The organism is Pseudomonas sp. CM25 (assembly GCF_013179705.1).
GTDB lineage: Bacteria > Pseudomonadota > Gammaproteobacteria > Pseudomonadales > Pseudomonadaceae > Aquipseudomonas.
In genome coordinates this window covers 1-19,063 of record NZ_JABMCW010000079.1, presented here as the reverse complement: position 1 = coordinate 19,063, position 19,063 = coordinate 1, and the positions used below count along the sequence as shown (strand labels likewise).

The following is a 19,063-nucleotide window of genomic DNA, read 5'->3' as shown; positions in this document are numbered from 1 at the left end:
TTGGCACCGCCGACCAAGGCATCACCCGAGCTCCACACCGACAACGAGAAGAACGCCACCGCAGTGAGCAGCGACAGGAACGAGCCGACGATACGCCCGTGCACACCAAAGTGTGCGCCAGACGACACGGCGTTGTTGGTGCCGTTGATTGCCCCGAACAGGCCCATTGGCGCGAGAATCAGCGCACCCACGGCGACGCCGAGCAAGATCGCCCACACGCCCGCCTGGAACGACAGCCCGAACAGTACCGGGAAGCTGCCCAGTACGGCTGTGGCAAAGGTATTGGCGCCGCCGAAGATCAGGCGGAACAGGTCCAGCGGGGCGGCGTCGCGTTGATCGTCGGGGATCTGTTCGACGCCATTGGTCTCGATACCGGTCGAGTGGCTCATGGTGATGCTCCAGCGCGGTTGTTGTGGGCCGGCGCAGTGCGCGGGCCTTGTTGTGGGGGCGATGGCAGGGCGGCAAGGCCGCTAGAAACAACGATCAGGCTGGTGATGCGACCGACAGGTGCTCGTGGCAGGCGAGCCACTGCTCACCCTGGCGGCGGAAGACGATAGTCTCGCGCTCGCTCAACTGGTGGTCTTCACCGGCGATGCGGATATGCGTGGCTACATCGTGCATGAAGATGGCCACGTCCCCTTGCAGGCTCACATGGGCATTACCCGACTCGCAGGCCAGCACTGCAAAGCCCTCTGCCTGCCACTGGGCCCAGAGCTGCTCGTAGGCACGGCGCGACAGCAGCGGTTGCGGCAAGGTGTGGAAAAGGAACGTGGCGTCTTCGCTGAAGCAGGCGAAATAGCGGGCGGTGTCGTTGCTGGCAAACGCGGCAACGAGGGCAGCGGCGGCTTGCCGTACCTGGAGTGTCTGGTCCACGGGAGTGGCCTCACGGTTTTTGTGATTGTGGTGAAGCGATTCTGGTGGCGGTGGGCGAGGGGAAAAATCGCTGGGGGCAAATAATCAGTTCAGGAATTTGTGAAGTGATGGGCGCGCTTCCTTTACCCCGTGATGTCCCTGGATTAAGGTGAGCGCGGTCGTGGTAATCATTTTGTGGCAGTTACGCACCGGTGTCGCGACGCTCTCGATTCCCATGGACCGCAGGCAATGAGCAACTACCAACCACCGCTGACTGTGACTCCTCGGATTCTGGCACTGGTAGCCGAAATCAGTGAGCAAGTGGGTTTTTTGACTACCTACTGCGATGCAGCGCTGACACCGCAGCTGCGCCGTGGTAACCGTATTCGCACTATCCAGGCATCACTGGCGATAGAAAACAACACCTTGAGCGTAGAGCAGGTAACAGCGTTGCTCGACGGCAAGCGCGTGATGGGCTTGCCGCGTGAAATCCAGGAGGTGCGCAATGCATTCGCTGCGTATGACGCGATGCCAGGTTGGCGTGCCGACGCCCAGAGTGATCTGCTCGCTGCGCACGGCTTGCTGATGCATGGGCTGATTGATGACGCTGGCCGCTATCGTCGGGGTGGCGTAGGCATTTACCGCGGCTCCCGCCTGCTGCATATGGCACCACCTGCCAGTCGAGTCGCGACACTGGTACAGGATTTACTTGATTGGCTGGCAAGCAACGATTGGCACCCGCTGATCACCAGCTGTGTTTTCCATTACGAGTTTGAATTCATTCACCCGTTTGCAGATGGCAATGGGCGAATGGGGCGGCTCTGGCAGACCCTGTTGCTCAGCCGGTGGCGGCCGGTGCTGGCGTTCTTACCGGTGGAAACGGTTATTCGAGAGCAGCAGGACGCTTACTACGCTGCCCTGGCGGCGGCTGACCAAGCCGCGGAATCAACCCCTTTTGTTGAATACATGCTCGGAGCCTTGCTGCAGGCGCTTGTCGAAGCCAAACAAAGCAATCCAGCGACCGACCAAGTAACCGACCAAGTAACCGACCAAGTAGCGAGTCTCTTGAATGTAATGCCTGTGGGTATCGCCTTGAAGGCCGGGGAGCTTATGCAACAGCTGGGTCTTTCGCACCGGGCCACATTCCGCAAGAGTTACTTGCACGCGGCTCTCGCTGCTGGATTGATCGAGATGACAGACCCTGATTCTCCTCGTAGTCCCAAGCAGCGGTATCGGCGCGTTACAAAGTAGGCTCGTCAGCGAAAACCCCAAATACGGCCACTGCTCTGGGGCGGCCATCGACCAGAAGCCGCTGTTGAGCCCAACAACAATCCTTGTGGGAGCGGCGGTGCGGCGATCCCACAGGGATTGCATCAGGACTTTCAGGTGCTTTTGCAGAGCACCTGTCATCTGCTGCAACCAATATTCAGCAACCTTTCCGCCATCTCCCCTGATGCCGGCACGGCAAGCGAAGCAGCAAACTGCCATGGATCAACCATACTGACTCTTCATTCGCCCTGTGGAGAGGGACATGTCGAAGCCATCAAGGAAAAAAGCCACCCAGGACCAGCACGAGAAACTGGGTGGCAAGGCTTACGAAAAAGCGCTCAAGCCCCTGCATGTCGAACTGGTCAAGCTGCAGGAGTGGGTGGTGGCCAAGGGCTTGAAGGTGTGCATTGTCTTCGAAGGCCGCGACGGTGCAGGCAAGGGCGGGACCATCAAGGCCATCACCGAGCGCGTCAGCCCCCGGGTGTTTCGCGTAGTGGCGCTGCCGGCTCCGACCGAGCGGGAAAAAACCCAGATGTACGTGCAACGCTACCTGGGCCACCTGCCCGCAGCAGGCGAAGTGGTGATCTTCGACCGCAGCTGGTACAACCGCGCCGGTGTCGAGCGGGTGATGGGTTTTTGCAGCGATGAGCAGGCCAGCAAGTTCCTCAGTGTGGTGCCGCTGTTCGAGAAGATGATGGTCGAGTCGGGCATCATTCTTGTCAAATACTGGCTTGAAGTCAGCGCCGAAGAGCAGACCCGCCGCCTGCAGGACCGCATCAACGACGGCCGCAAGCTATGGAAGCTGTCGCCGATGGACCTCAAGTCGTATACCCGCTGGGATGCCTACACCAAGGCCCGCGACGACATGTTCGCCGCCTCCGACTCGTCATGGGCGCCGTGGTTCGTAGCCCATTCCAACGACAAGCGCCGCGCCCGGCTGAACATCATCAGCCACATGCTGACGCGCATTCCCTACAAGGACATCACCCGCGAGCAGATCGTGAAGCTGCCCAAACGCGGCAAGATCGGCAAATACCAGCCCTTGGCCTACCCGTTCAAAGCGGTCGAAGAGCGTTTCTGATCCCGCCCTTGCGGGCAATAGCGAGGGTGCGAGTCTATGCCACATGACGGCAGCTTGCTGCAGGCGACAGTGGTGTTCCTGTTGGCTGTGGTGCTTCTTGTGCCGCTTGCGCAGCGGTTGAAAATGGGCGCAGTCCCCGGCTATCTGTTGGCCGGTATGCTGATCGGGCCCTCGGTGCTTGGCCTGCTGAACAACCCGGACAACGTTGCACGCCTGTCGGAGATGGGTGTGGTCATGCTGTTGTTCGTCATTGGCCTTGAGCTTTCCCCCAGGCGCTTGTGGACCATGCGCCGGGCGTTGTTTGGCGTTGGCACATTGCAGGTGGGCCTGACGGCACTGCTACTGGGGCTGTGCGCCTATTTCCTGTTTGACCAATCAAAGGCGGCTGCAATCGTGCTGGGGCTGGGCCTGGCCTTGTCATCCACGGCCTTTGGCCTGCAGGTACTGGCCGAGCGCAAGGACCTGGGCAAGCCACACGGGCGCCTGGCCGTGGCAATTCTGTTGTTCCAGGACATTGCTGCCATTCCACTGATTGCCGTGGTGCCAATGCTGGGGGGGGATAGCAGTGCCGCCGAAGAACGTGGCTGGCCGGTGCTCGCGGTATTGGCCGGTATTGGCGTGCTGATCGTGTTCGGCCGCTACCTGTTCACCCCGGTCTTCAAATGGACGGTCGGCTCGGGTTTGCCAGAGCTGTCGACGGCTACCGCGTTGCTGGTGGTGCTGGGGGCGGCCTGGCTTATGGAGCATGTGGGGGTGTCGATGGCGCTGGGCGCCTTCCTGGCTGGCGTGCTGATGGCAGATTCGCCATTTCGACATGAGCTGGAAACCCAGATCGAGCCGCTCAAAGGCCTGCTCCTCGGGCTGTTTTTCGTCGGTGTCGGCATGAGTGCCGACCTGCGGCTGCTGTTTGGCATGCCGCTGATAGTGTTGGGTCTGACATTGTTGCTGGTGGCAGTCAAGTTACCCCTGCTGTTTGGGCTGGCACGCACGGCGGGCGGGCTCAACAGGGCCCAGGCCTTGTGCCTGGCGGTGGTGCTGGCGTCTGGCGGGGAGTTTGCGTTCGTGGTGTTCAAGCTGGCGCTTGACCATCAGGTGCTGACGCAGCAGGTGCACGATCTGCTGGTACTGGCCATCACCTTGTCGATGGCCGTGGTGCCCTTGGTGATGATGGCCCTGGCCCGGCAGTTGCGTGATGACAACCCTGCGCAGCCAAGCCCTGAAACGGGCCACTGACCGCGCCATGCGGCGCACTGAGTGTTCGGAGGTGATCCATGCAGCCGAGTTTCAAGCTGGACAGCAATCTGTCACGGGGGTTGCTCGATGTACTCATCAAGGCTGGCCTGGTGGCTGCTCTGGTGGTGTTCGCCTTCCAGACGTTCCAGCCATTCCTGGAGTTGATGCTGTGGGCGATGATTCTGGCGATTACCTTGTACCCACTGCATCGTCGCCTTCAGCACCGCACCGGGCTCAAGCACGGCTATGCAGCGACACTGGTGGTGGTGCTGCTGCTGTTGGTGTTGTTGGTGCCGATCTACCTGGTAGTGATGTCCATCGGTGAGTCGGTGGACAGCATGGTGGGCCTGCTCAGGAGCGGTGCCTGGAGTGTGCCTTCACCCCCTGAGTCGGTGGCTGCCTGGCCGCTGATCGGGCCGAAGGTGCATGCGCTCTGGCTGGCCGCCTCCCAGAACATGGCCAGCGTCCTGAACCAATGGATGCCCCAGCTCAAGGGCGCCGGGCTTACCCTGCTGGGGGCTGCAGCCAGTGCTGGCGGAGCCTTCCTGCTGTTTATCGGAGCAATAATCATTTCTGGGGTACTCATGGCTTTTGGTGAGCGTGGCGAAGTTGCAGCGCAGCGCATCGCCATGCGGGTATCGGGCGAAGAGCGTGGCAAGCCGCTGGCCAGACTGTGCACGGCTACCATACGCGCAGTGGCGCAAGGCGTGATCGGCATTGCCTTTATTCAGATGCTGCTGATCGGTGTCGGTTTTGTAGTGAAGGGCGTCCCCGGGGCCGGGATGCTGGCCATTGTCATCCTCATGCTGGGCATTGCCCAGGCACCGGCTACCTTGATTACGCTGCCGGTCATCATCTATGTGTTCAACGCCGAAGGCTTCACCGTGGCGACTGTGATTTTCGCCATCTACACCTTCGTCGCCGGGCTGGCCGACAACGTGCTCAAGCCGCTGTTGCTGGGGCGAGGGGTGGATGTGCCGATGCCAGTGGTGCTTATCGGGGCTCTGGGCGGCATGGTGGTCAAAGGCATCATCGGCCTGTTCATCGGTCCGGTGATCCTGGGCGTGACTTACGTACTGTTCTGGCAATGGGTTGCGCTGCAGGTGCCGGAGCAGCCGGCGCCACCTGCGCCCTGAGCTTGCCATGGCCAACCGCTGGCATGGCCTTGCGCTGCTGATTGTGCTGGCGGGGTGTACCCGGGTCGGGCCGGATTTCGCAGCGCCTCAGACCCCGTGGCTGGGTGGCTGGAGTACGCCGTTGCTAGAGCAGGCGGTGCGTAGCGCTGCGGCGCCTGATTTGCGCCAGTGGTGGGCGGTGTTCACCGACCCGACGCTGGACGCGCTGATTTCCGAGGCCGATACCAATAACACCAACCTGCGCGTGGCAGGCCTGCGTATCGCTGAAGCCCGCGCCCAACTGGCCATCGTGCAGTCCGGGCGCTATCCGCAAATGCAGCAGTTGAGTGCGCAGAGCTTGTACCTGAAGCAGAACCAGTCTGGTACTGCCAGCGCTCGTGACTCGGTGTTCTGGCAGGCCAGCGTCGGTTTCGACATCGCTTGGGAAGTCGACTTCTGGGGCCGATTCAGTCGGGCAATCGAAAGCGCTGATGCCGTTTATTTCGCCTCCCAGGCCAACTACGCCGACGCCATGCTGCTGTTGCGAGCGCAGGTGGCTGACACCTATTTCGCCCTGCGTACAGCCGAGGCGCGGCTGGATATTGCGCAACAGAACGCCCGGCGCCAGGCACGTAGCCTGGAGATCACCGAACGGCTGTTCCGCCACGGTGAAAATGACGAACTGGACTGGCAACAGGCGCGTACCCAGTATCTGGCCACCCAGGCCACCATTCCGGAGTTCGAAAACCAGCTCAATGCCTTGCGCAACGTGCTGTGCTCGCTGCTGGGTCGTCCGCCAGGACCGCTGCCCCAGCTGGATGCGCAACACGGCGTTTTGCCTTTGCCGGACCGCGCCGTGCTTCACGACGTACCTGCCAGCCTGTTGCAACGGCGGCCGGACATTCGTGCCGCTGAACAGGCCGTGGCGGCGCAGTCTGCGCTGGTGGGCGTGGCCGAGGCGGACCTTTATCCACAACTGAGCCTTCTCGGCAGTATCGGCTGGACCTTGTTGTCGGCCAGTCACCTGCCCGACACCTTCGAGCTCGCCGCAGGCCCGAGCCTGATCTGGAACCCCTTCGATTACGGCCGGCGCAAGAACGCCGTCCGCGTGGAGGATGCCCGTCTGCAACAATTGATCGAGTTGTACCATCAGAGCGTGCGCGAAGCCGCCCGTGAGGCGGACGACGCCGCCAGTGGCCTGGTGCGTTCGCTGCAAAGCGCCAGCATTCGCCAGGAAGCCTCTCAGGCTGCCCAGCGTTCGTTGAACCTGGCCAGTTCGCAGTATCAGGAAGGCTTCGCCGACTTCCAGCGCGTGCTCGACGCCCAGCAACTGCTGCTGCAGCAACAGGATGGTTACCTGGTCAGTCGAGGCAATGCGGTGAGTAGCCTGGTGAGCCTGTACAAGGCGTTGGGGGGCGGCTGGGACAACACGCGCAAGCCGATCGACCCTGCCAGCCGCCAGCAGATGGAGAACCGTAGCGATTGGGGCGACCTGCTGAGCGAGCCGGCTGCTGCCAACCCTGAACAAGGTGAGCCAAAATGAGCGACGCCGCACAAACGCCGCCAGCCCCTGACCGCGGCATGCGCTGGATAGTTGTTCTGATCATCGTCAGTCTGGTCTGGTACCTGCTGGCCGACCGTTTTACACCCTACACCCAGCAGGCCCGGCTGCAGGCCTATGTTGTTCCGGTCGCTGCTGAAGTGGCCGGGCAGATCAAACGCGTGGCGGTGGGCAACAACCAGGAAGTGCGCCGGGGTGATGTACTGTTCGAGCTCGATCAAGAGCAGTACAGCATTGCCCTGGCCCGCGCCGAAGCCGATCTCGATACCGTGCGCCGGCAGATCGGCGCCAGTACCGCTGGCATTGATTCGGCCCAGGCCGCGCTGGTGGCGGCCCAGGCCAACGAGCGCAAGGCGCGGCAGGACGCCGCGCGCCTCAAGCGGTTGATCGAAGAAGACCCCGGCACGGTATCGGTGCGTCGGCTGGAAGGCGCCCAGGCAACGCGCGACCAGGCCATAAGCCAGGTAGCGGCGGCGCGTGCCGAAGTCGAGCGCGCCCGTGAACAGCAGGGCGGCGCCGAGGCCGACAACGCGCAACTGCGCAGCGCGACGGCCAACGTGGAAAAAACCCGTCTGGACCTGGCTCGCACCGTGGTGCGCGCCGATGCCAATGGTTTGATCACCGACCTGCGCACCGATGTTGGCCACTATGTCGGGGCGGGCAGCCCGATGATGACCTTGATCACGATTCATGACGTGTGGATCAGCGCCGACATGACCGAGAACAACCTCGGCCGCCTTCGCCCCGGCACCCCGGTGCTGGTGGTGCTCGACGCATTGCCCGGCACCGTGCTGAAAGGGCGGATACGCAGCATTGGCTACGGCGTGAGCGTGGGCCAGAGCACTCCGCCAGGCACGCTGCCGACTGTGCAGAACAGCCGCGAGTGGTTGCGTTCGGCGCAACGCTTTCCAGTGATAGTCGAACTGGAGCGCGACCAGCTGCAGGACAAGACCGCGCTGCGGGTCGGCGGCCAGGCCGAGGTCATGGCGCTGCCGGGTGAAGGCAATCCGTTGAACCTGCTGGGCCGGATGTTCATGTGGCTGATGAGCTGGCTATCTTATGCCTATTGAGCTGCGCGGCCTGCGTGCCATGCGCCTGGCCTGGGGCGTGGCGTTGTGCTTGGCCGCAAGCTTTGGCATGGGTTTGCCGGTGCCGATCCTGGCGCCGGTGTTCGCGGTGCTGCTGCTGGCCACGCGCAGCCAGCCGCTGCCACTCAAGGCGGCGCCGGCCCTGGCGGTGCTGGTACTGCTCAGTTGTGGCAGCGGGCTGCTGCTGATTCCGCTGTTGCGTCATGCCCCGGCGAGCGGTGTGTTGCTGGTGGGGGTGGGGGTGTTCCTGACCCTGCGCTACGCGCTGAAGGGCGGCAACGGCCTGTTGGCCAACCTGCTGGTAATCGGCTTGACCATGATTGCCGCTGCCGGCACCAGCGACTTCAGCTTGGCGCTGTCGGTGGTCGAAGCGCTGGCCAAAGGCATGCTTCTGGCGGTGTTGGGCTCTGCAGCGGCGCATGCGTTGTTCCCCGAGCCTGCCAATGCGCCACCGCAGCCGGCGCCTGCGCTACTGGGCAGCGAGCATGTGAGCTGGGTGGCGCTGCGTGCCACGCTGATTGTGATGCCTGCCTTTCTGCTGGCGCTGATAGCCCCAGACCAGTACATGCCCCTGATCATGAAAGCGGTGAGCGTGGGGCAACAGGCCGGCGAGACCCGCGCACGCCACGCCAGCCGCGAGCTGATCGGCTCGACCTTGCTGGCGGGGTTGTTGGCGATGCTGCTGTGGGGGGCGCTGAGCCTGTTTGTGCACGTGTGGATGTTCTTTCTGTGGGTGCTGCTGTTTGCTCTCTGGCAGGCGCGACGGTTGTACCAGGCGGTGCCGAACCGGCAGAGTCCGGCGTTCTGGGTCAGCTGCATCACCACCCTGCTGATCCTGCTGGGGCAGTCGGTGCAGGACAGCGCCGGCGGGCAGGATGTGTATAAAGCGTTTGCGGTGCGCATGGCCTTGTTTTTGGCGGTATCGGTGTATGCCAGTGCCATGCTGATCTGGATCGATCGGCGCCGGACCTGCGCAGGATAACCTACGGCTGCCAGTCAACCCCGGTGTCCTTCAGGTAAGCATCAACTGCCGCACCCACTGTGGGGTGAAAAGCCTTCTCGCCCATATGCTCGAACAACTCGAATCGGCGCATCTTGTCCTTCACCGGGTCTTTCATCTCGGCAAACTGCAACTCCACCCCACGCGCCTCTAGCGCCCGGTCCAGCTCGCCCAGCATGTCCGCCGAAGTGATGTCGATGCTGGTCACCGGCTCGGCGGCAATCACCAGTCGCTGCACCGGTGTTGGCGATGCTTCCAGCGCCGCCATCACGGTGCTCTGGAACTGCTCGGCATTGGCAAAGAACAACGGCGCGTCCCAGCGCAGCAGCACCAGCCCCGGGATCCGACGGGCCTGTGGATAACGCTGCACGTCATGGTAGCCACGCAGCCCCTCGGCACGGCCGAGCACCGCGTGGTGCGGCCGCCAGCCATCCCACAGGAACTCGATAACCGAAATCACCACGGCTATGCATATACCAGGAACCGCCCCGAACACGGCAACACCGACGAAACAGGTGAACGACAGCCAGAACTCCCACTGTTGCATGCGGAAGATGCGCTTGAGATCGGTGAACTCGAACAAGCCCAGTGCCGCGGCAATCACCACTGCCGCCAGTGCGCTGTTAGGCAGATGCTGCATCAGGTCTGGCGCGAGCAGCAGCAGGAGGGTGACCGCCAGTGCACCAATGATACCGGTAAGCTGGGTCTGCGCCCCGGCAGCCTCGGCTACCGGGGTACGCGACGAGCTGCTGCTGATCGGGATGCCCTGGAACAGCCCCGAGGCCAGGTTGGCTACACCCAGACCGAACATTTCCTGGTTGGGGTTCACGGGCATTTTCAGACGTGCGGCGTAGGAGCGTGACAGCACACTGGTATCGGCGAACGACACCAGCGCTACGGCAATACCGCCCAAAACCACTTCGACCAGATCGATGTCTGTTACCCAGGGGAAGACGAGGCCAGGCAGGCCCTGAGGCAACTGGCCCAGTACCTTGACGCCCAGTTGGTCGAGGTTGAACAGGCTCACCGCCAGCGTCGCCAGCACCACCGCGATGAGGATGCCCGGCAGGCGTTTGAAAGGCTTCAGCAATATGATCAGCATCAGGCTACCGGCGCCAACGATGAAGCTTGGCCAGTGCCCTTGGCCGTTGAGCAACGCTTGGCCCAGCAGCAAAAGGTCGCGCAGGGGGCCCTCGCTGTTCACTTTGAGGCCGAACAGCTTGGGTAACTGGCTGATCAGTACCGTAAGTGCGATGCCATTCATGTAGCCATAGCGGATAGGCTTGGACAGCAACTCGGTGATGAAGCCCAGGCGCAACAGCCCGGCGATCACGCAGAAAGCTCCCGCCACCAGGGCCATAAGGCTGGCGACGGCAATGGCGCGTTGCGGGTCGCTGGCAGCGTATTGCACCACTACCGCCAGGATCGGCGCGGCCAGGGCCGAGTCCGGGCCTAGCACCAGGATGCGGCTGGGGCCGAACAGGGCATAGGCCAGCAGCGGGATGATGGTGGCGTACAGGCCATAGATACCAGAGACGCCAGAGGCTTCGGCGTAGGCGATACCCACCGGTACCAGCATGGTGGTAAGGACCAGGCCGGCGGCGATGTCCCTGGGCAGCCAGGCAGGGTTGTAATGGAGCAGGGTCGCCAGGCCGGGTAACCAGCGTTGCCAGCCGACACGAGGTGTTTCGGGCATGATATGGGCTCTGGCGGGAGAGTGCTCGATCGAAGTCTAGATGCTCAAGGACCGGGCCGCTCGCAGATCCAGAAAAACAAAACCCCTTGAGGCGTGGGCCTCAAGGGGTTCTGTTGGGACTGCAGGCTGCCGCTTAGACGTTGAAGCGGAAGTGCATCACATCGCCGTCTTTAACGATGTAGTCCTTGCCTTCCAGGCGCCATTTACCGGCTTCCTTGGCACCGGCTTCACCCTTGAACTGGATGAAGTCGTCATAGGCCACTACTTCGGCGCGGATGAAGCCTTTTTCGAAGTCGGTGTGGATGACACCGGCCGCCTGCGGTGCGGTGGCACCGATGCGAACGGTCCAGGCGCGTACTTCCTGCACGCCGGCAGTGAAGTAGGTCTGCAGGTTCAGCAGTTCGTAACCGGCGCGGATCACGCGGTTCAGGCCAGGCTCTTCCAGGCCCAGGGCCTCGAGGAACATGTCCTTCTCTTCACCGTCGTCCAGCTCGGCGATTTCCGCTTCGATCTTGTTGCACACCGGCACCACCACCGCGCCTTCTTCCTCGGCAATGGCCTTGACCACGTCCAGGTGCGGGTTATTGTCGAAGCCGTCTTCGGCGACGTTGGCGATGTACATCACCGGCTTGCTGGTCAGCAGGTGGAAACCACGGATGACGGCTTTTTCGTCGTCAGCCATGTTCTTCATCAGGCTGCGCGCAGGCTTGCCTTCGGTGAAGTGCGGGATCAGCTTTTCGAGGATGGCCTTCTGCGCCAGGGCTTCCTTGTCGCCGCCCTTGGCGTTGCGCGCAACCTTCTGCAGCTGCTTCTCGCAGCTGTCGAGGTCGGCGAAGATCAGCTCGAGGTCGATGATCTCGATGTCACGCTTGGGGTCGACGCTGTTGGAAACGTGAATCACGTTCTCGTCTTCGAAGCAGCGCACCACGTGGGCAATGGCGTCGGTCTCGCGGATGTTGGCGAGGAACTTGTTGCCCAGGCCTTCGCCCTTCGAGGCACCGGCCACCAGGCCGGCGATGTCGACGAACTCCATGGTGGTCGGCAGGATGCGGTTAGGCTTGACGATCTCCGCCAGAGCCGCCAGGCGCGCATCGGGCATCGGCACGATGCCGCTGTTTGGCTCGATGGTGCAGAAAGGGAAGTTCTCCGCCGCGATGCCAGACTTGGTCAGGGCGTTGAACAGGGTGGACTTGCCGACGTTGGGCAGGCCGACGATGCCGCAATTGAAACCCATGGATATTCCCCTCTCTAGGAAATCAGGCCTTCTGGCTGTGCAGCTCGCGCATCGCCTTGGCGAAGTCGCCGGCAAGCACGTCCGGCAGCACGCCGAGGGCAAAATCGATGCTGGCGTCGAGCTTCTCCTGCTCGGCGCGCGGCGCGCGGCCCAGGACGAAGTTGGAGACCAGTTTGGCGTCACCCGGGTGGCCTATGCCAAGCCGCAGGCGGTAGAAGTCGTTCTGGTTGCCGAGCTGCGCAATGATGTCTCGCAGCCCGTTGTGCCCCCCATGGCCGCCGCCGCGCTTGAGCTTGGCAACGCCCGGAGGCAGGTCGAGTTCGTCGTGTGCCACCAGTATCGCTTCCGGTTTGATGCGGAAGAAATTGGCCAAGGCCGCCACGGACTGGCCGCTACGGTTCATGTAGGTGGTCGGGATCAACAAACGAACGTCGTTGCCCTGATGGCTGAACTTAGCCGTCAGGCCGAAATACTTTTTGTCAGCGGTCAGCGAAACACGCTGGGCGCTGGCAATGCGTTCAACGAAAAGAGCCCCTGCGTTATGCCGGGTCTGTTCGTATTCGGGGCCGGGGTTACCCAGGCCGACGATCAACTGGATGGCGGTCACGTCAGGGGCTCTTCCTTGGAGTTGTTGGGTTACAGGGCGCGCGGCACTGTAACCCGATCAACACCGGCGCGCGAGTGGATTACTCAGCGGCGCCTTCTTCAGCTTCTGGAGCAACGCGTGGAGCGTGAACGTTGGCAACAGCTTTGTCATCACCATGGGCCAGAGCTACGAACTCTACGCCTTTAGGAGCTTTCAGGTCCGACAGGTGGATGATGGTGCCGATTTCGGCGTTGGCCAGGTCAACTTCGATGAACTCAGGCAGGTCTTTGGCTTCGCAGGAAACTTCGATCTGCGATTCAACGTGCGAGATCTCGCCGCCTTTCTTGACCGGGGCTTCTTCGTTGATGAAGTGCACTGGAACAACAGCGGTCAGCTTCTGGCCAGCAACGACGCGAACGAAGTCGGCGTGCATGATGAAGCCTTTGGCCGGGTGACGCTGCATGGCCTTGACCACGACGTTCTGCTTGGCGCCGTCAACGTTCAGTTCGATAACGTGGCTGAAGGCAGCTTCGTTTTCGAACAGCTTGGCGATTTCCTTGGCCACGATGGTCAGGGATTGGGCTTCTTTATCGCCACCGTATACAACGGCCGGGATGCTCAGCGCGTGACGCAGGCGGCGGCTCGCACCTTTCCCCAGGTCAGTACGCGCTTGTGCGTTCAGAATGAAATCAGTCATTTTGTTTCTCCAAAATAGCCCCCCGAGGGCGTTTGCGACCAGCGCCAACGGGGATGGCAAAAAAGCCCCGCCCCAACACGTGTTGGGGCGGGGCGCTTCACATCAATACGGGTTCCGCTTAGCGGAACATCGCACTGATTGATTCTTCATTGCTGATGCGGCGTACCGCTTCAGCGACAACCGGTGCGATATCCAGCTGGCGGATACGGTCACAGGCCTGAGCAGCGGCGGACAGCGGAACGGTGTTGGTCACCACCAGCTCGTCCAGTACCGACTTCTCGATGTTCTCGATCGCGCGGCCCGACAGCACAGGGTGCGTGCAGTAGGCATAAACCTTTGCAGCGCCATGTTCTTTCAGGGCTTTGGCCGCGTGGCACAAGGTGCCGGCGGTGTCGACCATGTCGTCTACCAGGATGCAGGTGCGCCCTTCGACGTCGCCGATGATATGCATAACCTCGGAGTGGTTAGCCTTTTCGCGGCGCTTGTCGATGATACCCAGATCGACACCCAGGGACTTGGCGACGGCGCGTGCGCGCACGACACCACCGATGTCCGGGGAGACGATCATCAGGTTCTCGAAACGCTGGTCCTCGATATCGTCGACCAGTACGGGCGAGCCGTAGATGTTGTCGACCGGGATATCGAAGAAACCCTGGATCTGGTCAGCGTGCAGGTCGACGGTGAGTACACGGTCGATACCTACGACAGTGAGCATGTCAGCGACAACTTTGGCGCTGATGGCTACACGTGCCGAACGCGGACGGCGGTCCTGGCGGGCGTATCCGAAGTAAGGAATCACGGCGGTGATTCGGGATGCTGAGGAGCGGCGGAAGGCGTCTGCCATCACTACCAGTTCCATCAGGTTATCGTTGGTCGGGGCACAAGTCGGCTGAATAATGAAGACGTCTTTACCGCGGACATTTTCATTGATCTCAGTGCTGATCTCGCCGTCGGAGAATTTACCGACAGAGACGTCACCGAGAGGGATATGCAGCTGACGTACGACACGCCGAGCCAGATCGGGGTTAGCGTTCCCCGTAAAGACCATCATCTTGGACACGCGCAGTACCTGAAGGCTGAGGGTATACCTGGATGAGTATAAGGAAAATGGCAGGGGCGGCTGGATTCGAACCAACGCATGGCAGGATCAAAACCTGCTGCCTTACCGCTTGGCGACGCCCCTGTATCTGTTGCTGCGAACGCTTATGCGCTCGACTTCTTGACCAGACTTTGCAGCTTGCGATGCAACATCGAAATATTGCTTCCTTTCGCCACAAACCCTGTTTGGGTCGCTGAAAGAAGGGCCAGAACTTTATCAGCTTCGGCTTTGCTTGGGAAGGCCCCAAACACACAACTTCCAGTTCCGGTTAGCCGAGCTTCAGTGAATTTTCCCAGCGAATTCAACGCATTGCGAACTTCTGGGTAATTCTGCTCTACCACCGGTTGGCAGTCATTTCGACTGTTTCCCTCGGGAACGGGGCGCATCTTAAGGGGGAGCGAATCACGTGTCAACTGTGGATGTGAAAAAATTTCTACTGTGCTGACAGACACTTGCGGCACCAGCACGACATACCAGGGCTCTGCGGGATCGACCGGGGTCAGTTGCTCGCCCACACCCTGGGCGAACGCCGCATGGCCGCGCACGAATACCGGCACATCGGCGCCAAGGCCCAGGCCCAGCGCGGCCAGGCGGTCTTCGTCCCAGTCCAGCTGCCACAGATGGGCAAGGCCCAGCAGGGTGGTGGCGGCATCCGAGCTGCCGCCGCCGATACCGCCGCCCATTGGCAATACCTTGCTCAGCCAGATGTCGGCGCCCAGCGTGGTGCCCGATTGCGCCTGCAGCTGGCGCGCTGCGCGCACGATCAGGTTGCTGTCGTGGGGAACCGTGTCGATCTCGGTGTGCAGGCGAATGACGCCGTCGTCACGCAAGGCGAAGCTCAGTTCGTCGCCGTGATCGAGAAACTGGAACACAGTTTCCAGCTCGTGGTAGCCGTCTGGGCGGCGGCCAATGATGTGCAGCCACAGGTTGAGCTTGGCCGGGGCGGGCAGGGTAAGTGTGTGCATGCAATCAGTGCCCCAGCTGGCGCGGCTGCCAGTCTTTCACTACCAGGGTCACGTCCAGGTCCTTGCCGTGCAGCTTCAGGCGTTCCGGCAGCCAGTAACCGTTCTGCTCGGTATAGCTCAGGTACTGCACCTGCCAGCCATCCTGGTCCAGGCTGGCCAGGCGGCTGTCACCGTCCAGGGTCAGCTTGCTCTTGCTGTCAGGGGCGGGCAGGCCGCGCACCCACCAGACCAGGTGCGAGACCGGCAGGTTCCAGCCCAGCTGCTCTTCCAGCAGGGCTTCCGGGCTGGTGGCCTCGTAGCGGCCCTGGTTGGCCACTTCCAGCACCACGCCGCCGGGGCGACCGGTCAGGCGTGCAGCACCACGGCCCAGCGGGCCGGCCAGGCGAATGTCGTAGTAGTCCTGGCGTTGCAGCCAGAACAGCGTGCCGCTGCCGGAGTCGCGCGGGGCGCGGATGCCGACCTTGCCGTTGATCTGCCAGCCGTCCAGGCTGCTCAGTTGTTCTTTATGGGCGCGCCACTGTTGCGGGTCGCCGTGGCCCTGCAGGGCCTCGCGGCTACCGAAGCCGGCGCAGCCGGCCAGCAGGGCGATCAGGGTGAAGGTAATGCAATGGCGCAGGAACATGGCGTTAAAGGGTCTCGGATCCGGTCAGGCGCAGGATGGTCTTGCGCAGGATGGGGCTGTCGGCCTGGGCGTCGAAGCCCTTGGCCCAGACCTGGCGGGCTTCGCGGCGCTTGCCGTTGGCCCATAGCACTTCCCCCAGGTGGGCGGCCACCTCGTGGTCGGGGAAGCTGGCAAAGGCCTGGCGCAGGTAGCTTTCAGCCGCGTCGAGGTTGCCTTGGCGGTAGTTGACCCAGCCCAGGCTGTCGAGTACCGCCGGGTCGTCCGGGGTCAACTGGTGGGCCTTGTCGATCAGCGCCTTGGCTTCGGCATAGCGGGTGGTGCGGTCGGCCAGGGTGTAGCCCAGGGCGTTCAGGGCCATGGCATTTTCCGGCTCGCGGGTGATGATGGAGCGCAGGTCTTTTTCCATCTGCGCCAGGTCATCGCGCTTTTCGGCCAGCATGGCGCGGGTGTACAGCAGGTTGAGGTCGTCCGGGTAGCGCTGAATGGCTTGCTGCAGCACCTGGTTGGCCTGGGCGTCCTTGTTGTTGTTGCTGTAGCTTTCCGATTCGATCAGGAACAGCTGGATAGCGTAGTCCGGCTGGGCTTCGCGGGCCTCGGCGAGCAGCCGCGAGGCTTCGCTGCCGCGGCCGTTGGCAATCAGGATGTCGGCCTGGCGCAGCTGGGCTGGGAGGTAGTCGGGGCCTGGGCCGACCAGGGCGTATTCACGCAGGGCGCCAGCAGGGTCGTGACGCTCTTCGTGGATGCGGCCCAGGTTCAGGTGCGCGGCATCGACGTTGCTGTCGCGTTCGATCAGTTCCTGCAGATAGCCTTCGGCTTCGTCCCAGTCCTTGTTCTCCAGGCATACCAGTGCCAGGGAGTAGCGCAGCTCGTCATCATCGGGGTATTGCTGGACCAGGCTGAGGAACTCGCCCTTGGCGTCGGCGATGCGGTCCTGTTCGACCAGGGTGCGCGCGTAGGTCAGGCGCAGACGCTTGTCGTCCGGGTTGTCGCGAATGGCCCCGCGCAGCAATGGCAGGGCCTCCGGGCCGCGGTCAAGGGTCTGCAGCAGGCGCGCACGCAGCAGGATCGGGGCGATCTCGCCGTTTTGCGGCGGGTGCGATTCCAGCAGTTCCAGGGCCTGTTCGGCCTTGCCGTCCTGGTTCAGCAGCAGAGCCTTGCCGAATACCAGCTGGCTGTTGTCCGGGTACTTCACCAGCAGCCGCTCGAAGCTTTGCAGCAGGCCGTCGCGGGTGCTCTGGTCGGTTTCGGCGGCGGAGAGGGCGAGGAAGTCGAAATGGGTGTCGCCCTGGCCTTGCAGCACCTTTTCCATGTAGGCCATGGAGTCGTCATAGCGGCCAGCACGGGCCAGCTGGATGGCGGCGGCGCGCTGGGCGTCCAGGTTCTGCGGGTCGTTGCGGGCCCAGACCAGTGCGTTGTCCAGCGCCGGCTCGTCGGCGCCGAGGTATTCGGCGATACGGTAGGCACGTTCGGAAACCCCGGGGTCCTGGGTTTTTGCCGCTTGGTCGGTGTAGTTGGCCAGGGCGATGTCGAAGCGGTTGCGCTGGCCGGCCAGCTCCGCCACCAGCAGGCTATAGAATGTATCGGGCTTGAACGAGCCATACACCACGGGCTTGTCCGCCTCGCTCTTGCCGGCTTCGGCAACGGGAGGCTCGGCCGTTTGCGGGGCCAGGCTCTGGCAGCCCTGGAGCAGGGCGAAGGCAAGCAGCAGTGCGTATGGTCTGTTCATAGAAAGGCTTATAGGAGGACTCACCGGCGGTGGGGGCATGATGACACAAGCGCGGGGGCAAACCCACCTGTGCTGTGGCTGGTTAATTGCGACCTTTGAGGGGGGGAAGGGTTCCGTAACGGGGCGGCTGTGCCGGGTGTCCGCCACAACAGCTTTGTCGCCGGTGAAATCGAGCGCCGCGTGGGCGGCGCTCGATCTCACCGGCGAAGAGGTCCCAGGACGAACACCTTGAGAGGCACCACCTGACTATCAGCGCAATAGCGAACGGTGGTTGTTCTAAAACCTGCGAAAGAGGACAATTATCGGCTTCCCGTCACAACCAGCGACCTTGCATGGCCTTTCTTGCACTTGGTATCAACCATAAGACTGCCTCGGTAGACGTACGCGAGCGCGTGGCGTTTACCCCAGAGCAGCTGGTAGACGCCCTGCAGCAGCTCTGCCGACTGACATCCAGCCGCGAAGCGGCGATCCTGTCGACCTGCAACCGCAGCGAGCTCTATATAGAGCAGGACCACCTGTCCGCCGACGCCGTGCTGCAATGGCTGGCCGACTATCATCGGCTCAGCCTGGACGAGCTGCGCGCCAGCGCCTACGTCCACGAGGAGCACGATGCCGTCCGGCACATGATGCGGGTGGCCTCGGGCCTGGACTCGCTGGTACTCGGCGAGCCGCAGATCCTTGGCCAGATGAAGTCCGCCTACGCCGTTGCGCGCGAGGCCGGCACTGTCGGCCCTTTGCTCGGGCGCCTGTTCCAGGCCACCTTCAGCGCTGCCAAGCAGGTGCGCACCGACACCGCGATCGGCGAAAACCCGGTGTCGGTGGCGTTTGCCGCGGTCAGCCTGGCCAAGCAGATCTTCAGCGACCTCGGTCGCAGCCAGGCGCTGCTGATCGGCGCCGGCGAAACCATTACCCTGGTCGCTCGTCATCTGCACGAGCAGGGCGTGCGCCGCATCGTCGTGGCTAACCGCACCCTGGAGCGGGCCAGTATCCTGGCCGAACAGTTCGGCGCTCACGCCGTGTTGCTGGCCGACATCCCCCAGGAACTGGCCAACAGCGACATCGTCATCAGCTCCACCGCCAGCCAGCTGCCGATTCTGGGCAAGGGCGCGGTCGAGAGCGCGCTGAAGCAGCGCCGGCACAAGCCGATCTTCATGGTCGACATCGCCGTGCCACGCGATATCGAATCAGAAGTCGGCGAGCTGGACGACGTGTACCTGTATACCGTCGACGACCTGCATG

General features: G+C 62.5%; 18 protein-coding genes and 1 tRNA gene. 8 read left to right on the top strand and 11 right to left on the bottom strand.

The genetic code is table 11. The features are described from left to right. A partial coding sequence (locus HP546_RS11305) for a cytosine permease (protein WP_172224559.1) occupies positions 1-389 on the bottom strand: 389 nt, incomplete at its 3' end. Between the two features lie 94 nt (positions 390-483). Further along, the gene (locus tag HP546_RS11300) at positions 484-873 is read right to left on the bottom strand and encodes a nuclear transport factor 2 family protein (protein WP_172224556.1); all 390 of its coding nucleotides are present in this window, start codon (positions 871-873) and stop codon (positions 484-486) included. A 228-nt stretch (positions 874-1,101) separates the two neighbouring features. Here HP546_RS11300 and HP546_RS11295 point away from each other — a divergent pair, with 228 nt between their 5' ends. The 7 genes from HP546_RS11295 (at position 1,102) to HP546_RS11265 (ending at position 9,181) form a co-directional block, all read left to right on the top strand. Then, positions 1,102-2,103: a Fic family protein gene (locus tag HP546_RS11295; RefSeq protein WP_172224553.1), complete on the top strand. Its 1,002-nt coding sequence runs from the start codon at positions 1,102-1,104 to the stop codon at positions 2,101-2,103. A gap of 280 nt (positions 2,104-2,383) precedes the next feature. Beyond that, positions 2,384-3,202: a polyphosphate kinase 2 gene (ppk2, locus tag HP546_RS11290; RefSeq protein WP_172224550.1), complete on the top strand. Its 819-nt coding sequence runs from the start codon at positions 2,384-2,386 to the stop codon at positions 3,200-3,202. A 36-nt stretch (positions 3,203-3,238) separates the two neighbouring features. Then, positions 3,239-4,435, top strand: a complete 1,197-nt coding sequence (locus tag HP546_RS11285; RefSeq protein ID WP_172224547.1) for a monovalent cation:proton antiporter-2 (CPA2) family protein — start codon at positions 3,239-3,241, stop codon at positions 4,433-4,435. Positions 4,436-4,473: 38 nt separating this feature from the next. Then, positions 4,474-5,571, top strand: a complete 1,098-nt coding sequence (locus HP546_RS11280; RefSeq protein WP_172224544.1) for an AI-2E family transporter — start codon at positions 4,474-4,476, stop codon at positions 5,569-5,571. Positions 5,572-5,578: 7 nt separating this feature from the next. Beyond that, on the top strand, positions 5,579-7,093 hold the full coding sequence (locus HP546_RS11275) for an efflux transporter outer membrane subunit (RefSeq protein ID WP_172224541.1): 1,515 nt from the start codon (positions 5,579-5,581) through the stop codon (positions 7,091-7,093). Then, positions 7,090-8,181 (top strand): HlyD family secretion protein, encoded by a 1,092-nt coding sequence (locus HP546_RS11270; protein WP_172224538.1) that lies wholly within the window; start codon positions 7,090-7,092, stop codon positions 8,179-8,181. Before HP546_RS11275 ends, HP546_RS11270 begins: the two co-directional genes overlap by 4 nt. Beyond that, complete coding sequence (locus tag HP546_RS11265) at positions 8,171-9,181, top strand: DUF2955 domain-containing protein (RefSeq protein ID WP_172224535.1); 1,011 nt, start codon at positions 8,171-8,173, stop codon at positions 9,179-9,181. Before HP546_RS11270 ends, HP546_RS11265 begins: the two co-directional genes overlap by 11 nt. Position 9,182: 1 nt before the next feature. On the opposite strand, the gene HP546_RS11260 is transcribed toward HP546_RS11265, so the two are convergent. From HP546_RS11260 to HP546_RS11220, 9 genes are all read right to left on the bottom strand, one after another. Next, on the bottom strand, positions 9,183-10,895 hold the full coding sequence (locus tag HP546_RS11260) for a SulP family inorganic anion transporter (protein WP_172224530.1): 1,713 nt from the start codon (positions 10,893-10,895) through the stop codon (positions 9,183-9,185). Positions 10,896-11,028: 133 nt separating this feature from the next. Next, on the bottom strand, positions 11,029-12,129 hold the full coding sequence (ychF, locus tag HP546_RS11255) for a redox-regulated ATPase YchF (RefSeq protein WP_172224527.1): 1,101 nt from the start codon (positions 12,127-12,129) through the stop codon (positions 11,029-11,031). Positions 12,130-12,151: 22 nt separating this feature from the next. Continuing rightward, on the bottom strand, positions 12,152-12,736 hold the full coding sequence (pth, locus tag HP546_RS11250; protein ID WP_133331270.1) for an aminoacyl-tRNA hydrolase: 585 nt from the start codon (positions 12,734-12,736) through the stop codon (positions 12,152-12,154). Between the two features lie 79 nt (positions 12,737-12,815). After that, the gene (locus HP546_RS11245; RefSeq protein WP_172224524.1) at positions 12,816-13,412 is read right to left on the bottom strand and encodes a 50S ribosomal protein L25/general stress protein Ctc; all 597 of its coding nucleotides are present in this window, start codon (positions 13,410-13,412) and stop codon (positions 12,816-12,818) included. A 118-nt stretch (positions 13,413-13,530) separates the two neighbouring features. Beyond that, entirely contained in the window at positions 13,531-14,472 is a 942-nt protein-coding gene (locus HP546_RS11240; RefSeq protein WP_003247410.1) for a ribose-phosphate pyrophosphokinase, read from the bottom strand. Positions 14,473-14,520: 48 nt separating this feature from the next. Next, positions 14,521-14,595: transfer RNA gene (locus tag HP546_RS11235), tRNA-Gln, on the bottom strand. 20 nt (positions 14,596-14,615) lie between these two features. Beyond that, positions 14,616-15,476 carry a 4-(cytidine 5'-diphospho)-2-C-methyl-D-erythritol kinase gene (gene ispE, locus HP546_RS11230; protein ID WP_172224521.1) on the bottom strand — a complete coding sequence of 287 codons (861 nt, stop codon included), beginning with the start codon at positions 15,474-15,476 and terminating at the stop codon, positions 14,616-14,618. A 4-nt stretch (positions 15,477-15,480) separates the two neighbouring features. Then, positions 15,481-16,098, bottom strand: a complete 618-nt coding sequence (gene lolB / locus HP546_RS11225) for a lipoprotein insertase outer membrane protein LolB (protein ID WP_172224518.1) — start codon at positions 16,096-16,098, stop codon at positions 15,481-15,483. A gap of 4 nt (positions 16,099-16,102) precedes the next feature. Then, positions 16,103-17,824 (bottom strand): tetratricopeptide repeat protein, encoded by a 1,722-nt coding sequence (locus HP546_RS11220; protein WP_172224515.1) that lies wholly within the window; start codon positions 17,822-17,824, stop codon positions 16,103-16,105. A 332-nt stretch (positions 17,825-18,156) separates the two neighbouring features. Between HP546_RS11220 and hemA the strand changes: the two genes are divergently transcribed. Beyond that, a partial coding sequence (gene hemA, locus HP546_RS11215) for a glutamyl-tRNA reductase (RefSeq protein WP_172224512.1) occupies positions 18,157-19,063 on the top strand: 907 nt, incomplete at its 3' end.

What these genes read in the sequence shown, in the direction of transcription:
- HP546_RS11295 (WP_172224553.1), top strand. Translation starts at nt 1,102, where the DNA reads ATGAGCAACTACCAACCACCGCTGACTGTGACTCCTCGGATTCTGGCA.
- ppk2 (WP_172224550.1), top strand. Translation starts at nt 2,384, where the DNA reads ATGTCGAAGCCATCAAGGAAAAAAGCCACCCAGGACCAGCACGAGAAA.
- HP546_RS11285 (WP_172224547.1), top strand. Translation starts at nt 3,239, where the DNA reads ATGCCACATGACGGCAGCTTGCTGCAGGCGACAGTGGTGTTCCTGTTG.
- HP546_RS11280 (WP_172224544.1), top strand. Translation starts at nt 4,474, where the DNA reads ATGCAGCCGAGTTTCAAGCTGGACAGCAATCTGTCACGGGGGTTGCTC.
- HP546_RS11275 (WP_172224541.1), top strand. Translation starts at nt 5,579, where the DNA reads ATGGCCAACCGCTGGCATGGCCTTGCGCTGCTGATTGTGCTGGCGGGG.
- HP546_RS11270 (WP_172224538.1), top strand. Translation starts at nt 7,090, where the DNA reads ATGAGCGACGCCGCACAAACGCCGCCAGCCCCTGACCGCGGCATGCGC.
- HP546_RS11265 (WP_172224535.1), top strand. Translation starts at nt 8,171, where the DNA reads ATGCCTATTGAGCTGCGCGGCCTGCGTGCCATGCGCCTGGCCTGGGGC.
- HP546_RS11260 (WP_172224530.1), bottom strand. Translation starts at nt 10,895, where the DNA reads ATGCCCGAAACACCTCGTGTCGGCTGGCAACGCTGGTTACCCGGCCTG.
- ychF (WP_172224527.1), bottom strand. Translation starts at nt 12,129, where the DNA reads ATGGGTTTCAATTGCGGCATCGTCGGCCTGCCCAACGTCGGCAAGTCC.
- HP546_RS11245 (WP_172224524.1), bottom strand. Translation starts at nt 13,412, where the DNA reads ATGACTGATTTCATTCTGAACGCACAAGCGCGTACTGACCTGGGGAAA.
- ispE (WP_172224521.1), bottom strand. Translation starts at nt 15,476, where the DNA reads ATGCACACACTTACCCTGCCCGCCCCGGCCAAGCTCAACCTGTGGCTG.
- lolB (WP_172224518.1), bottom strand. Translation starts at nt 16,098, where the DNA reads ATGTTCCTGCGCCATTGCATTACCTTCACCCTGATCGCCCTGCTGGCC.
- HP546_RS11220 (WP_172224515.1), bottom strand. Translation starts at nt 17,824, where the DNA reads ATGAACAGACCATACGCACTGCTGCTTGCCTTCGCCCTGCTCCAGGGC.